Annotated in this window: 14 protein-coding genes; 11 read left to right on the top strand and 3 right to left on the bottom strand. The window is 74.4% G+C overall.

Annotated elements, in window-relative coordinates; all coding sequences use genetic code 11:
• Positions 1-7: 7 nt before the first annotated feature.
• The gene (locus tag BM093_RS02510) at positions 8-973 is read right to left on the bottom strand and encodes an ATP-binding protein (RefSeq protein WP_093336416.1); all 966 of its coding nucleotides are present in this window, start codon (positions 971-973) and stop codon (positions 8-10) included.
• 265 nt (positions 974-1,238) lie between these two features.
• Between BM093_RS02510 and BM093_RS02505 the strand changes: the two genes are divergently transcribed.
• The gene (locus BM093_RS02505; RefSeq protein WP_093336413.1) at positions 1,239-1,691 is read left to right on the top strand and encodes a MaoC family dehydratase; all 453 of its coding nucleotides are present in this window, start codon (positions 1,239-1,241) and stop codon (positions 1,689-1,691) included.
• A 53-nt stretch (positions 1,692-1,744) separates the two neighbouring features.
• On the opposite strand, the gene BM093_RS02500 is transcribed toward BM093_RS02505, so the two are convergent.
• Positions 1,745-2,233 carry an inorganic diphosphatase gene (locus BM093_RS02500; RefSeq protein WP_010242619.1) on the bottom strand — a complete coding sequence of 163 codons (489 nt, stop codon included), beginning with the start codon at positions 2,231-2,233 and terminating at the stop codon, positions 1,745-1,747.
• 240 nt (positions 2,234-2,473) lie between these two features.
• Here BM093_RS02500 and dacB point away from each other — a divergent pair, with 240 nt between their 5' ends.
• From dacB to hpt, 4 genes are read left to right on the top strand one after another with little or no spacing between them, the layout of a single operon-like run.
• Positions 2,474-3,883 (top strand): D-alanyl-D-alanine carboxypeptidase/D-alanyl-D-alanine endopeptidase, encoded by a 1,410-nt coding sequence (dacB, locus tag BM093_RS02495; protein WP_143105227.1) that lies wholly within the window; start codon positions 2,474-2,476, stop codon positions 3,881-3,883.
• Between the two features lie 56 nt (positions 3,884-3,939).
• Positions 3,940-5,046: a zinc-dependent metalloprotease gene (locus tag BM093_RS02490; RefSeq protein WP_093336653.1), complete on the top strand. Its 1,107-nt coding sequence runs from the start codon at positions 3,940-3,942 to the stop codon at positions 5,044-5,046.
• Positions 5,025-6,188, top strand: a complete 1,164-nt coding sequence (tilS, locus tag BM093_RS36950) for a tRNA lysidine(34) synthetase TilS (RefSeq protein WP_245773245.1) — start codon at positions 5,025-5,027, stop codon at positions 6,186-6,188. Before BM093_RS02490 ends, tilS begins: the two co-directional genes overlap by 22 nt.
• Before the next feature lie 59 nt (positions 6,189-6,247).
• Positions 6,248-6,808, top strand: coding sequence for a hypoxanthine phosphoribosyltransferase (gene hpt / locus BM093_RS02480; protein WP_093336407.1), 561 nt, complete (start codon positions 6,248-6,250; stop codon positions 6,806-6,808).
• A gap of 82 nt (positions 6,809-6,890) precedes the next feature.
• On the opposite strand, the gene BM093_RS02475 is transcribed toward hpt, so the two are convergent.
• A complete protein-coding gene (locus tag BM093_RS02475) occupies positions 6,891-7,733 on the bottom strand; it encodes a trypsin-like peptidase domain-containing protein (protein WP_177238222.1) in 843 nt (280 codons plus the stop codon).
• A 479-nt stretch (positions 7,734-8,212) separates the two neighbouring features.
• Between BM093_RS02475 and ftsH the strand changes: the two genes are divergently transcribed.
• From ftsH to BM093_RS02445, 6 genes are read left to right on the top strand one after another with little or no spacing between them, the layout of a single operon-like run.
• A complete protein-coding gene (gene ftsH, locus BM093_RS02470; protein ID WP_093336402.1) occupies positions 8,213-10,756 on the top strand; it encodes an ATP-dependent zinc metalloprotease FtsH in 2,544 nt (847 codons plus the stop codon).
• Positions 10,757-10,803: 47 nt separating this feature from the next.
• Positions 10,804-11,403 (top strand): GTP cyclohydrolase I FolE, encoded by a 600-nt coding sequence (gene folE / locus BM093_RS02465; RefSeq protein WP_093336400.1) that lies wholly within the window; start codon positions 10,804-10,806, stop codon positions 11,401-11,403.
• Between the two features lie 49 nt (positions 11,404-11,452).
• The gene (gene folP, locus BM093_RS02460) at positions 11,453-12,283 is read left to right on the top strand and encodes a dihydropteroate synthase (protein ID WP_093336651.1); all 831 of its coding nucleotides are present in this window, start codon (positions 11,453-11,455) and stop codon (positions 12,281-12,283) included.
• On the top strand, positions 12,280-12,648 hold the full coding sequence (gene folB, locus BM093_RS02455) for a dihydroneopterin aldolase (RefSeq protein WP_093336397.1): 369 nt from the start codon (positions 12,280-12,282) through the stop codon (positions 12,646-12,648). Before folP ends, folB begins: the two co-directional genes overlap by 4 nt.
• Positions 12,645-13,157 (top strand): 2-amino-4-hydroxy-6-hydroxymethyldihydropteridine diphosphokinase, encoded by a 513-nt coding sequence (gene folK, locus BM093_RS02450; protein ID WP_093336395.1) that lies wholly within the window; start codon positions 12,645-12,647, stop codon positions 13,155-13,157. Before folB ends, folK begins: the two co-directional genes overlap by 4 nt.
• A complete protein-coding gene (locus BM093_RS02445) occupies positions 13,154-13,684 on the top strand; it encodes a DUF3180 domain-containing protein (RefSeq protein WP_093336392.1) in 531 nt (176 codons plus the stop codon). Before folK ends, BM093_RS02445 begins: the two co-directional genes overlap by 4 nt.
• Positions 13,685-14,086: the final 402 nt, after the last annotated feature.

Below are 14,086 nucleotides of genomic sequence, written 5' to 3'. Positions count from 1 at the left end.
GGTGCGGTCACGGGGACCCCATCGTGACCCGCACGACGGTGCCCTGCACCCGCCCCGGGTCGTCCTCGGCGGTCCAGACCTGCAGCACGTCGGTCAGCTCGGAGGCCAGCCACATGCCGCGTCCGCGGACCCCGGACAGCGGTGGTGCCGCGAGACCGGGGAACGCCAGGTGGCAGGCGGCCGAGTCGGTCATCTCGGCGACCAGCCCGGCGGGGGTGCGCCACAACCGCAGCACCGGGGCGCCGGAGCCGTGCTCGATACCGTTGCTGACCAGCTCGTTCACCGCGAGGACCAGGTCCTCGACCCGCTCCGGCCCCAAACCGCTGAGCACGGCGTGGCGCTGCACGACGCGGCGCATCGCGGCGAGCCCGGACAGCTGGACCGGCAGCGTCACCAGCGGGAACCCCAGCTCCGACGGCGGGGGCTGCGGGTACTCCCGCAGCAGCTCGTGGTCACCGCGGCGGTGCCCGCTCGGGATCGTGCCGCCGTCGACCAGGAACTCGTCGTGCAGCGCACCGACCGCCTCCCGGGCGTCGTCGCCGTCGGGGAAGCAGCACAGCATCTCGACGGGCAGGTCGCCCAGTGCGTGGTCGAGCGCCAGATCCAGCCGCGTCCAGTAGGCCGGGTCGGTGCCCGGCAGATCCACCGGCTGGCTCACCGTGCACACCCCGGTGGCGCCGTCGGCGAGCGCGCCACGGACCGCGCGGCTCCACCGGCCGGCGACGGTGAACGGCGGAGCGGAGTGCATCCGCTCGGGCCGGCAGAACTCGACCCCCGCGTCCGTACCCAGCGAACGCTCCAGTTCGGACCGGCACTCGGGTTCGACGACGACCAGTGCCCGCCGGTTGTCCTCGAGGGCTCCCGCGACCGGGCCGGCCAGGACCTCTGCCTGGTGCTCGGGATCCCGGTAGGGCACCGCGCGGTGGACCAGTTCGCGTCCCGGTTCCGTGCCGGGCGTACTCGGACCGGTCATCGGCGGTCGCGGGCGTTCGGGGTCATCGGTCGTCGGCCTTCCAACGTCGAAGCTTGGTCCGGCCTGCTGCAGACGGCTCCTCGCGATCCGACCATAACCAAGACGAGCGGATCATGGGGGATGGGGCGTGCGCGTGCGCGTGTGTGGGTTTCCCGACGTTGCACCGGCGCGCTCCGGACGGGTGCGGTAAGCAAGGGTCCGGCGTCGGCGCTCCGGCCGCCGGCTGCCGTCGAGCGACGAACCGAGGAACGGGAGTGGATTGCGGATGCGCGTCTTCAACGGGGTCGACGAGCTGCGGGCGGCGAAGGGGACCGAGATCGGGACCTCGGAGTGGTTCGTGGTGGGGCAGGAGCGGATCGACGGGTTCGCCGATGCGACCGAGGACCACCAGTGGATCCACGTGGACGCCGAGAAGGCGAAGTCGGGGCCGTTCGGCACGACGATCGCGCACGGCTTCCTCACCCTGTCGCTGCTGCCGAAGCTGGTGCAGGGCGTCTACCGGGTCGACGGCGTGAAGATGGGCGTGAACTACGGCATGAACAAGGTCCGGTTCACCAACCCGGTGCCGGTCGGCGGCCGGGTCCGCGCGAAGGTCGAGCTCACCGACGTGACCGACGTCAGCGGGGGCGTGCAGCTGGCCCTCGGCGTGACGGTCGAGCTCGAGGGCTCCGACCGGCCCGCGCTGGTCGCCGAGTGGCTGACCCGCCAGTACGTGTAGTGGCTCGTGAGTGGTTATCGCGGCCCCGACCGCGATAACCACTCACGGCCACCTCAGTGCCCCTCGGTCTTCGCCCGCTCGTAGGACGCCTTGATCTCGCGCTCGGCGTCGGCGCGGCCGACCCAGGCGGCGCCCTCGACGCTCTTGCCCGGCTCGAGCGTCTTGTAGATCTCGAAGAAGTGCTGGATCTCCGCCCGGTCGAACTCGGCCAGGTGGTGGATGTCGCGCAGGTGCTCCTGGCGCGGGTCGTCGCTGGGGACGCAGAGGACCTTGTCGTCGCCGCCCTTCTCGTCCTTCATGCGGAACATGCCGATCGCGCGGGAGCGGATGATGCAGCCCGGGAACGTGGGCTCCTGCACCAGGACCAGGGCGTCCAGCGGGTCCCCGTCCTCGCCGAGGGTGTCCTCGATGAACCCGTAGTCGGCGGGGTACTGCGTGGCGGTGAACAGGGTCCGGTCGAGCCGGATCCGGCCGGTCTCGTGATCCACCTCGTACTTGTTCCGGCCGCCCTTGGGGATCTCGATGGTGACGTCGAAGTCCACTGTTCGTTGCTCCTTGAAGAGGGTCCTTGGCGGGTGTTGCCACCCACCGGAGCGCCGGGCCGGCCGGGACGGCCGCCCACTCCGGTGGCGTCGGTGCTGCCCCCTAGTGTGAGGGACCGGGAGTGTGCCGGTGCACGCCGGTGACCCTCTCCGGCCGGGATGTGGCAGGTGTCGCATCACCGTCCGGGCAGGTCGGCCGGTACCGGAGCGCCCGGATGCGGGCAGCGAGCAGGAGGCGGAGTGGGACGCAGGCATCGCCGCACGGACCGCGCCACGCGGCGGTTCGCGGTCGTCGCCGTGGCGGTCGTGGCACTGGCCTCGCTGTTCGGTGCCGTGGCTCTGGCCGGGCCGGACACCCGGGACCGGCTCGGGATGGGGGCCGCGAGCGCGCAGTACCCGCCGGTGCCGATGCCCGCGCTGAAGCCGCTCACCCCGACCGCGCCGGTCCCGACCGCCGCCGGGATCACCGAGGCCCTCGCCGGGCAGCTGGACTCGCCCGCGCTCGGCGAGGTCACCGGCGTCGTGATGGACTCCGCCGCGCCGCGCGGGGTGGCCCCGCTGTGGGAGCGCTCCGGGGAGAGGGCGATGGTCCCGGGCTCGACCATGAAACTGCTCACGGCGGCCTCGGCGCTGCTGTCGATGAACCCCACCGACCGGCTCGCGACCCGGGTGGTGCCCGGCCCGACCGAGGACTCGGTGGTCCTGGTCGGCGGCGGCGACCCCTCGCTCACCGACCTGCCCGCCGGGCAGGACGGTCTCTACCCCGAGCCCGCCCGCATCGACGACCTCGCCGCCGAGGTGAAGCAGGCGCACGGGCGGCCGGTGAACACCGTCTACGTCGACACCAGCCTGTGGAGCGGCCCGGAGCAGGCGCCGGGCTGGGGGCCGACCGACGTCGCCGACGGGTACGTCGCCCCGGTGTCCCCGCTGATGCTCGACGGCGGCCGCACCGACCCGTCCCAGCAGGACGGGCCGCGCTCGGACGATCCCGCGCAGGCCGCAGGCCGGGCGCTGGCGGATGCGCTGGGGGCCTCCGAGGTGCGCGACGGTGCCGCCGCCGCGAACGCCCCGGTGCTCGGCAGCGTCTCCTCCCCGCCGATCGCCAGCCTGGTCGAGTACATGCTCACCGCATCGGACAACGTGGCGGCCGAGGCACTCGCCCGGCAGGTCGCCGTCAGCCGCGACACCGAGGCGTCGTTCGACGGTGCCGCCCGTGCCGTCACCGAGTCCCTGGTGCAGGCCGGGTACGACGTGCGCGGCCTGCAGATCGCCGACGGCAGCGGCCTGTCCCGGGACAACCGGGTCCCGGCCCGGCTGCTCGGGTCGGTGCTGGCCTCGGCCGCGGCCCAGTCCGACAGCCCCAGCGACGTCCAGTTCCTGCGGCCGATCCTGACCGGGCTGCCGGTCGCCGGTGGCGCCGGGACCCTGACCGACCGGTTCGGTGACGGTTCCTCGGTCGCCGGACGGGGCGTGGTCCGCGCGAAGACCGGGACGCTGAGCGGGGCGTCGAGCCTCGCCGGGGTCGTCACCGACGTCGACGGCCGCCTGCTCGTGTTCGCCCTGCTGTCCAACGGCACCTCGCCCGCCGACGCCCGCCCCGCCCTCGACCGGGTCGCCGCCACGCTCAGCCGCTGCGGCTGCCGGGGCTGACCGGCGCGGATCGCGGCGGCCACGAGCGGCCCGGCACCGCGGGTAGCGTGGGCCGCATGCAGCCCGACGCGACCGGTCCGGCCACCGTGACCGACCCCGCCCCCGCGGCCCCGCGGCGGGACGGGGGCGGTCTGCCCGTCAACTGGTCGCTCGCCGCGACCACGGCGACCCGGCTGATGCCCGCGGGGCCGCGCACCTCCCCCGCCGCGGCCCGCGAGCTGGTGGAGCGCCTGCGGGGCGACTCCGCCCGCGCCGAGGGGCACGTCCGCGAGGTCACCGGCCTCGGTGCCGGGCTGCCGCTGCTGCCCGCCGACGTGCTGGACCGGGCCGCGTGGGCCCGGGCCGCGGTCGAGGGGATGGACGCGCTGACCTCCGGAGCCGAGCTGCCCGCGTCGCCGTGGCCGGTGCGCACCGTCACCGCCGCCGGCTCCGGTGCCCAGCTCGGCGCCCTGCTCGCCTACATGGGTGCCCGGGTGCTGGGCCAGTACGACCCGTTCGGTGGGCCGGGCGGCGGCGGGCGGTTGATGGTCGTCGCACCGAACGTGCACGCCGCGACGACCGCGCTCGACGTCGACGGTGAGCAGTTCGGCCTCTGGGTGTGCCTGCACGAGGCGACGCACCGCCTGCAGTTCACGGCGGTGCCGTGGCTGCGCGACCACTTCGCCGGCCTGGTCTCGGACCTGCTGACACTGCAGGAGCCGGATACCGACAAGCTCGCCCGGCTGCCCGACGCGATCCGGGCCCTGCGCGGCGAGGACGGGCGCAAGGGCCGCAAGGGTGATGTCCTCGCGCTGGTCGAGCTGCTGCAGGGCCCCGAGCAACGCGCGGTGCTCGACAAGCTGCTCGCCCTGTCAACGCTGCTGGAGGGGCACGCCGACCACGTGATGGACGCCGTCGGCCCGGAGGTCGTGCCCGACGTCGCCGTGATCCGCCGGCGGTTCACCGAGCGCCGCCGGGGCGGCGGCATCGTCGACCGGCTGCTGCGCGCACTGCTCGGGGTCGAGGCGAAGATGCGCCAGTACGCCGTCGGCGCCGCGTTCTGCCGGGCGGTCGAGCGCGAGGCCGGGATGGACGGGCTCAACCGCGTCTGGGAGTCCCCCGAGACCCTCCCGACCCGCGACGAGCTGACCGACCCGCCGGCGTGGCTGCGCCGCGTCGGCTGAACCGCCCCGGGACCGCCGTGCCGGCCGGGGCGGCGGCGCAGCGCGTCCGGGCCGCGGTGCGCGACGCGCTCGCCGCACTGCCTGCGCCGGTGCGCACGGCCCCGCCGCTCGTGGGATGTTCCGGCGGGGCCGACTCGACCGCGCTCGTGCTCGCCGTGCGCGCCGTCGTCGACGGCCCGGTGCACGCCGCCGTGGTCGACCACGGCCTGCAGGACGGTTCCGCGCAGCGCTCCGCCGCGCTCGCCGACCGGCTCCGCGAGTCCGGTGTGGACGCCGCGGTGCACGCCGTCGAGGTGGGGGTGGCCGGCGGGATGGAGGCCGCCGCCCGCCGGGCCCGCCGGGCCGCGCTGCTGGCGGCCCGGCCGGACCCCCGCTCCCCGGTGCTGCTCGGCCACACCCTCGACGACCAGGCCGAGACCGTGCTGCTCGGCCTCGCCCGCGGCTCCGGGGCACGCTCGCTCGCCGGGATGCGGGAGTGGTCCGACCCGTGGCTGCGCCCGCTGCTGGGCCTGCGCCGGGCCGACACCGCCCGGTTCTGCGCCCGGGCCGGCGTCGAGGTCTGGGACGACCCGCACAACGCCGACCCCCGCTTCACCCGCTCCCGGCTGCGGCACGAGGTGCTGCCGCTGCTGGAGGACGTCCTGGGCGGCGGGGTCGCCGGCGCGCTCGCCCGCAGCGCCGGCCAGCTCCGCGACGACGACGACGCCCTCGCCGAGCGCGCTGGCCTGCTCCGCGCGGCCGCCGAACGGGCCCCGGGTGCGGAACCGGACACGGAACGTGACCGGGCCGGACCGTGGACCACCGGTGCTCCGGGTGATTCCGCTGACAGCTCCCCGGCCGCGCCGCACCCGGGCACCGGCGACGGGTGGTCCCCGGACACCGGTACCGGCGCCGTCGCCGTACCGCTCGACGCCGCGGCGCTCGCCACGGCACCGGCCGCCGTCCGGCGCCGGGTCCTGCGGGAATGGCTCACCGGCGCGGGGGTGCGTGCGCTCACCGAGCCGCAGCTGCGCGCTGCCGACGATCTCGTGGGCCGGTGGCGCGGGCAGGGCGGGCCCACCCTCGGAGGCGGCTTGGAGCTGACCCGCGCGCGTGGCAGGCTCGTCCTGCGCCACCAGCGGTGGGGGCGTGACCGGGCGTGACGACACCGTCCGGTCCCGGAGTCGACCGGGCCGCGGTGCGGCCCGCGCGAGGGGGTCGGGTGTACGGCGAGGACATCTCGTCGGTGCTGGTCACCGAGGAGCAGGTGCGGGAGAAGACCGCGGAGCTGGCCCAGCGGGTCGCCGAGGACTACTCCGATGTCGTACAGGGCGGCCGGGAGACCGATCTGCTGCTGATCGGCGTGCTCAAGGGCGCGGTCATGTTCATGACCGACTTCGCCCGCGCGTTGTCGGTCCCGACCCAGCTCGAGTTCATGGCGGTGAGCTCCTACGGCTCGTCCACGTCGTCGTCCGGGGTGGTGCGCATCCTCAAGGACCTCGACCGCGACATCGCCGGCCGGCACGTCCTGATCGTCGAGGACATCATCGACTCGGGCCTGACCCTGAACTGGCTGCGGGGCAACCTGCAGAGCCGGAACCCGGCGTCGCTGGAGGTCGCCACCCTGCTCCGCAAGCCGGACGCGGTGAAGGTCGACGTCCCGGTCCGCTACGTCGGCTTCGACATCCCGAACGAGTTCGTCGTCGGCTACGGACTGGACTACGGCGAGCGCTACCGGGACCTGCCCTACATCGGCACCCTCGACCCGAAGGTCTACGCCTGATCCGCGAGCTCCGCTCGGGCCTGATGCGGGCTCCGCTCGGTGCTGGATGCTCGCTCCGCAAGCTCCGCTCGGTGCCCGGGGCTCAGCCCGCCACGCCGGGGCCCGCGGGGGTCGTGAGCTCCCGCGGGTCCACCCCGGCCGGGGTCGCGGTGAAGGCCGGGCCCGGGACCGGTGCCAGGCCGGCCGGCCCGTCGGTGCGGGCGGCGTAGTCCAGCGCGCGGCCCAGGTTCGTGTACTCGATGCTCGGGCGGTCCGCCGTCGTCGACAGGCTGGACAGGACGCCGACGGCGCGGCCCTGCTCGTCGAGCAGCGGGCTGCCGGACTCACCGGCGACGCCCGGCTCGAGGGTGTACACCGCGTGCCCCCAGCCGCCGCCGACGTCGCCCGCGACCGCTCCCGCGCGGGCCGCGACGGTCCGTTCCCCGTCGGAGCCGGGCGGGTTGGCCAGCCCGTACACCGGGGACCCGGCCGGCAGCGGGGTGGTGCGGACCTCGGTCGGGCCGCCGAAGAAGGGCACCGCGGCGCCGACCGACGGCTCGGCGCCGGCGGGCAGCTCGACCAGCGCCAGGTCGTTGTACGCGCAGGTGTCCGGGGCGGTCTCGCCGCGGGCCTGCATGGTGTTCCAGGAGCTCCACGCGAGGGTGCCGGTGACCGCACCCCGGTCGCCGCGCACGGTCACCGGGGTGCCGAGCGGGACGGTGGCCGAGGTGCAGCCGTCGGTCTCGGTCTCGTCGCCGGTCCCGCCGCAGTGCGCGGCCTGGGCCAGGAACGTACGGTCCCCGGCGGTGAGGACGAATCCGGCGGTGCACAGGCCCGCGCCCGCGGTCTCGGTCACGGTCCCCGGCCCGATCGACGACGGTCCGGGTGCGACCGCGGGGGCGGTGGGGGAGCCGGTGCCGGGAGCCGCGCTCGCGGTCGTCGTCACGCCCGGGCCGTCCTCCGGCGCCGTGGGTGACGGACCGGCGGGTGCCGCGTACAGGGTCAGGACGGCCGAGGCGGCCAGCCCGACGGCGCACGCCGACACGGTCCGACGAGGCCCGGTTCCCGTGCGCAACGCCATCCGACCCGCCCCTCCCGACATGCAGACCACCGCGACTCGGCCGGACGGAGGAGTAGCGTGTGCGTATCGGTTCCGGCCCGCCACCGAGCGTGCAGCACAGTTGTCCCACACCCGCCCCCGGCGGTGTGCGGCGGGACACCCCTGTGAGGGAACCGGGCAGGTCGGTCGCACGTTGAACCGGAGGACGGTCGCGCACGACCGTCCGGCCACGGTCCGCCCGGCGCGCCCGCTCAGGCGGGAAGCTATCCTGGCGGGTCAGGGCCGTCGGGCGGGGCGGTGTTCCGTCCGCCGCTGCTGCCGCGAACCACTCTCGGGAAGGTGAAGGCCACCCAGGCCGACGTTGCATGGACCGCAAGCGCCTGCTCCGCAACCCGCTGATCTGGATCCTCGTCGCGCTCCTGATCTATCTCGGGTTCAGCTCGCTGTTCGACGACACCCGCGGGTACACCGAGGTGCCGACGTCCGTCGCGCTCTCCCAGATCCAGTCGGGCAACGTCCAGGGCGCCCTGATCGAGGACCGGGAACAGCAGCTCCGGCTGACCCTGAACACCCCGGTCGACGGCGAGACCCAGATCATCACGCAGTACCCGGCCCAGCTCTCGGGGCAGATCTTCGACTCGCTGAGCGAGGTCCGGGGGATCGGCGAGTACGACACGGTCGTCCGGCAGGACTCGTTCCTGTCGTCGCTGCTGATCATGATGATCCCGCTCGCCCTGGTCCTGCTCATCCTGTTCTGGTTCCTGAACAACTCCCAGGGCGGCGGGAACCGGGTGATGAGCTTCGGCAAGTCCAAGGCCAAGCAGCTGAACAAGGACATGCCGCAGAACACGTTCACCGACGTGGCGGGCGCCGACGAGGCGGTCGAGGAACTCCACGAGATCAAGGACTTCCTGCAGAACCCGGGCCGCTACAAGGCGCTGGGCGCGAAGATCCCGAAGGGCGTGCTGCTCTACGGCCCGCCCGGCACCGGTAAGACGCTGCTGGCCCGTGCCGTGGCCGGCGAGGCCGGGGTGCCCTTCTACACGATCTCCGGTTCCGACTTCGTGGAGATGTTCGTCGGTGTCGGCGCCTCCCGGGTGCGGGACCTGTTCGAGCAGGCGAAGCAGAACGCGCCCTGCATCATCTTCGTCGACGAGATCGACGCCGTCGGGCGCCAGCGCGGCGCCGGGCTGGGCGGCGGCCACGACGAGCGCGAGCAGACGCTGAACCAGCTCCTGGTCGAGATGGACGGCTTCGACGCCCGCGGCGGGATCATCCTGATCGCGGCCACCAACCGGCCCGACATCCTGGACCCGGCGCTGCTGCGCCCCGGCCGGTTCGACCGCCAGATCCCGGTGGCGGCCCCCGACCTGGCCGGGCGGCGCGCGATCCTCACCGTGCACTCCAAGGGCAAGCCGTTCGCCGACGACGTCGACTTCGAGTCGCTGGCCAAGCGCACCGTCGGGATGTCCGGCGCGGACCTCGCCAACGTCATCAACGAGGCGGCGCTGCTGACCGCCCGCGAGAACGAGGCCCTGATCAACGGCGCGGCGCTGGAGGAGTCGGTCGACCGCGTCGTCGGCGGACCGAGGCGCAAGTCGAAGATCGTCTCCGAGCAGGAGAAGAAGCTCACCGCCTACCACGAGGGCGGGCACGCCCTGGCCGCGTGGGCGATGCCGGACCTCGAGCCGGTCTACAAGCTGACGATCCTGCCGCGCGGTCGGACCGGCGGTCACGCGCTCGTCGTCCCCGAGGACGACAAGGGCCTGATGACCCGTGCCGAGATGATCGCCCGGCTGGTCTTCGCAATGGGTGGGCGCTCGGCCGAGGAGCTGGTGTTCCACGAGCCGACCACCGGCGCGTCCTCCGACATCGACCAGGCCACCAAGATCGCCCGCGCGATGGTCACCGAGTACGGGATGAGCGCCAAGCTCGGCGCCGTGCGCTACGGCCGCGAGCAGGGTGACCCCTTCCTCGGACGCTCGATGGGCAACCAGGCGGACTACTCGCTCGAGGTCGCCCACGAGATCGACGAGGAGGTGCGCAAGCTCATCGAGGCCGCGCACACCGAGGCGTGGGAGATCCTCAACACCTACCGCGACGTCCTCGACGACCTGGTGCTGGAGCTCCTGGAGAAGGAGACGCTCAACCGCAAGGACCTGGAGCGGATCTTCGGGTCGGTGGAGAAGCGGCCGCGGATCACCGCGTTCAACGACTTCGGCGAGCGCACGCCGTCGGAGAAGCCGCCGATCAAGACCCCGCGCGAGGCGGCCCACGAGCGTGGCGAGCCGTGGCCCGCCGACGAGCAGCGGACCCCGGAGCCGGTCGGCTCCGGCGCCGCCAACGGCCACGGGGACAACCCCGGGCTGCCGGGCGCCTCGCCGTTCCCGACCGGCGGCGGCACCCCGGCCCGCCCGGACGCCCCGAACGAGGGCGGGTACGGCTCCGTGCCGGGTCCGGCTCCGGCCGGTAACGGGCACGGCCCGAACGGTGAGGCCGGCAACGGAACCCCGGGCAACGGAACCCCGGGCAACGGAACCCCGGGCAACGGGCAGCCGGGCGGCAACGGCCGCCCCGGCGCCCCCGCGGGCCGGCCCCAGGGCGGCTATCCGCCACCGTCCGCGGTCGCGCCGAACTACGGAGCCCCGCCGGACTGGCGGCCCGCGACCACCCCGCACGGCCAGACCTGGCCGCCTCCCGGCTGGGCCGGGCAGCAGGGCCAGGGCCGGCAGGCTTCGGGGCAGGCACCCGCGCAGGAGCAGGCCCGCCAGCCGGACCCGCAACAGGGACCCAGCCGCAACGGACCCTGGACCGGTGGGTCCGGGGAGACCGGGCCCGGCGCGACCGGCAGTGGGCCCGAGGAGCGGCAGGACGACCGCCGTGGCGGCGACCCGGAGGCAGGACACTGAGCACGTCGACGACGGACGAAGAACTGCGCACGCTGCGATCGGCCGCGGTGTCGGCCGGGGTCACCCAGGCCGTACCCGAGGGGGTCGACCTGGAGCGCGCCGAGCGGGCGGTCCGCGAGCTGCTGATCGCGGTCGGGGAGAACCCGGACCGCGAAGGACTCAAGGAGACGCCCGCCCGGGTCGCACGGGCCTACGGCGAGATCTTCTCCGGGTTGTTCGTGGACCCGGACCAGGTGCTGGAGAAGACCTTCGACGAGGGGCACGGTGAGCTCGTGCTGGTCAAGGACATCCCGATGTTCTCGACCTGCGAGCACCACCTGGTGCCGTTCCACGGGGTCGCGCACGTGGGCTACATCCCCGCGGTCGACGGCCAGGTCACCGGCCTGTCCAAGATCGCCCGCGTGGTCGACCTCTACGCCAAGCGTCCGCAGGTGCAGGAGCGGCTCACCGCACAGGTCGCCGACGCGCTGGTGCGCAAGCTGGACCCGCGCGCGGTGATCGTGGTGATGGAGGCCGAGCACCTGTGCATGGCCATGCGCGGTATCCGCAAGCCGGGTTCGCGCACCACCACGTCGGCGGTGCGCGGGCTGTTCAAGAGCTCCGCCTCCTCGCGTGCGGAGGCGCTGTCGCTGATCAGGGGGGCCTGACGTGGTCGCCCCGGATGGCGCCCTGCCCGAGCTGGGCCGCTGCGCAGTCATGGGCATCCTGAACGTCACCCCCGACTCGTTCTCCGACGGCGGCCGCTACCTGGACCGCTCGCACGCGATCGCGCACGGCGTCGCCATGCGCGATGCGGGTGCCGACCTGGTCGACGTCGGCGGCGAGTCGACCCGGCCCGGCGCGCAGCGGATCGACGCCGAGACCGAGCGCGACCGGGTCCTGCCGGTCGTGCAGGAGCTCGTCGAGGCCGGTATCCGGGTCAGCGTCGACACCACCCGCTCGACGGTGGCGCTGGCGTGCGTCGAGGCGGGGGCCGTCATGATCAACGACGTCTCCGGCGGGCTCGCCGACCCGCGGATGGCCGCGGTGGCCGCCGAGACCCGGGTGCCGTGGGTGCTCATGCACTGGCGCGGGCACAGCGACACGATGCAGCAGCTGGCCGCCTACTCCGACGTCGTCGGCGAGGTCCGCGCGGAGCTCGTCGCCCGGGCCGACCAGGCGGTCATGGCCGGGGTCGACCCGGGCCGGATCGTGCTGGACCCCGGGCTGGGCTTCGCGAAGACGGCCGCGCACAACTGGGCCCTGCTGCGCCGGCTCGACGTGCTGATCGCGCTGGGCTTCCCGGTTCTGGTCGGGGCGTCGCGCAAGCGGTTCCTCGGTGACCTGCTGGCGTCCGCGGACGGCACGCTGCGCCGGCCGGCCGGTCGCGACGCCGCCACCGCCGCGGTCAGCGCGATCTCCGCGAACGCCGGCGCGTGGGGCGTGCGGGTGCACGACGTCGAGTCGACGGTCGACGCCGTCGCGGTGAGCGCGGCGTGCCGGCTCGGGGCGTCCCCGGCCCGGTCCTCCCCGGAGGGCGACCGGTGAGCACGGACCGGATCGAGCTGCGCGGGCTGCGGGTCCGTGGCCGGCACGGCGTGTTCGAGCACGAGAAGCGCGACGGCCAGGAGTTCGTGCTCGACCTGGTGGTGCACACCGACCTGTCGGCCGCGGCGGCGTCGGACGACCTGGCCGACACCCTCGACTACGGCGGGCTGGCACAGCGGGCCGCGGCGATCCTCGGCGGCCCGCCGCACGATCTGATCGAGTCGGTCGCCGGTGCGGTCGCCGACGACGTCCTCGCCTCCGACACCCGGATCCGGCACGTCGAGGTGACGCTGCACAAGCCGTCCGCACCGATCCCGCTGAGCTTCGACGACGTCGCCGTAGTCCTGCACCGGAGCCGGTCGTGACCCGCGCGGTGCTGTCCCTGGGTTCGAACCTGGGCGACCGGATCGGGCACCTGCGCACGGTCGTCGCGGACCTCGGGGCCGGGCTCGTCGCCGCCTCGCCGGTGTTCGAGACCGCGCCGTGGGGCGTCACCGACCAGCCCGACTTCCTCAACGCGGTCGTGATCGCCGACGACCCGGCACTCGACGCCTGGGGCTGGCTGCGCCGCGGCCAGGCCCTGGAGAGCGCCTCCGGCCGGGTGCGTGAGCAGCGCTGGGGCCCGCGCACGCTCGACGTCGATGTCGTCCAGGTCGACGGGGAGAACGGGCCGGTCCTGTCCGACGATCCCGACCTGCTGCTGCCGCACCCCGGCACACCCGAGCGGGCGACCGTGCTGCTGCCCTGGCTGATCGCGGACCCGGACGCGGTCCTGCACGGGCACGGGCCGGTCGCCGGGCTTCTGGAACAGCTGGGACCGGATGGGCGCGAGGGGGTCCGGCGGCGCGACGACCTGTCGCTGGTGATCCCGTGAGCACCCCGGACCCCGGTGGCCACCGACCCGGATCGGGCGAGGACCCGCGGCCGACCGTCACCCCGACCCGCTACCGGGACCTGGCCGGGATCGCCGTGGTCACGGCCCTGCTCGGCAACATTCTCGTCCAGCTGACGTATTCGACGATGCCGCCGTTGCCGGTCGTTGCCGGCGTGACGACCGGGGTGCTCGGCGCCGCGGAGCTCGCCGGCGGGGTCGTGCTGCGGCGCCGGATCGAGCGCCGCGGCGGAGCGCTGCCGGTACCGGCGCTGGTCGCCGCGCGGGCGGTCCTGCTCGCGAAGGCCTCCTCGGTCGGTGGGGCGGTGATCGCCGGTCTGTGGATCGCGGTGCTGCTGCACACGCTGCCCCGGGCGTCGGTGGTGGTCGCGGCGTTCTCCGACAGCATCGCCGCCGGCGTCGGCCTGGCCTGCGCCCTGCTGCTGGTCGGTGGTGCGCTGTGGCTGGAGTACTGCTGCCGCGCGCCGGACGACCCGGACGACACCGACGGCGGCGTCCGGTCCACCTGACAGAACCCGGAACCCTGAACCCGGGCCCCCGGGTCGTGGGCCGCGACGGATAACCGTTCTACGGACCAGCCGGAACATCCGACCGGCGGCCCCACAGATCGACGGTGCACCTGGTCCGCTGTTCCGCGGAACGCGCTCGACCCGCCGGTCGCCTGTTCCGCGGAACGTTGTCGATCGCGCCCACCGGTAACGCGGCGCGGTGCCTCGCCGGTCGTCGGTTCCGCGGAACGCAACGGTCCAGCACTTCTCGGCGACGAGCGACGACGGTCCCCGAACCCGTTGATGTCCAGGTGTCGCCGGTGCAGGCGGCCGAGGTCGTGATCGTGCGGAACGCCGGATACACCGGTCAGCCGCTCCGCGGAACGGTCGGCCGAGCGTTCCGCGGAACGTGAGAAGCCCGGC

The organism is Pseudonocardia ammonioxydans (genome assembly GCF_900115005.1).
Taxonomy (GTDB): domain Bacteria; phylum Actinomycetota; class Actinomycetes; order Mycobacteriales; family Pseudonocardiaceae; genus Pseudonocardia; species Pseudonocardia ammonioxydans.
The sequence above is the reverse complement of the archived record's forward strand: the minus strand, read 5'-3'. Positions and strand labels throughout refer to the sequence as shown.

Coding starts and splice junctions, on each gene's coding strand:
- BM093_RS02510 (WP_093336416.1), bottom strand. CDS start 973: ATGACCGGTCCGAGTACGCCCGGCACGGAACCGGGACGCGAACTGGTC.
- BM093_RS02490 (WP_093336653.1), top strand. CDS start 3,940: ATGCAGCCCGACGCGACCGGTCCGGCCACCGTGACCGACCCCGCCCCC.
- ftsH (WP_093336402.1), top strand. CDS start 8,213: ATGGACCGCAAGCGCCTGCTCCGCAACCCGCTGATCTGGATCCTCGTC.
- folP (WP_093336651.1), top strand. CDS start 11,453: ATGGGCATCCTGAACGTCACCCCCGACTCGTTCTCCGACGGCGGCCGC.
- BM093_RS02505 (WP_093336413.1), top strand. CDS start 1,239: ATGCGCGTCTTCAACGGGGTCGACGAGCTGCGGGCGGCGAAGGGGACC.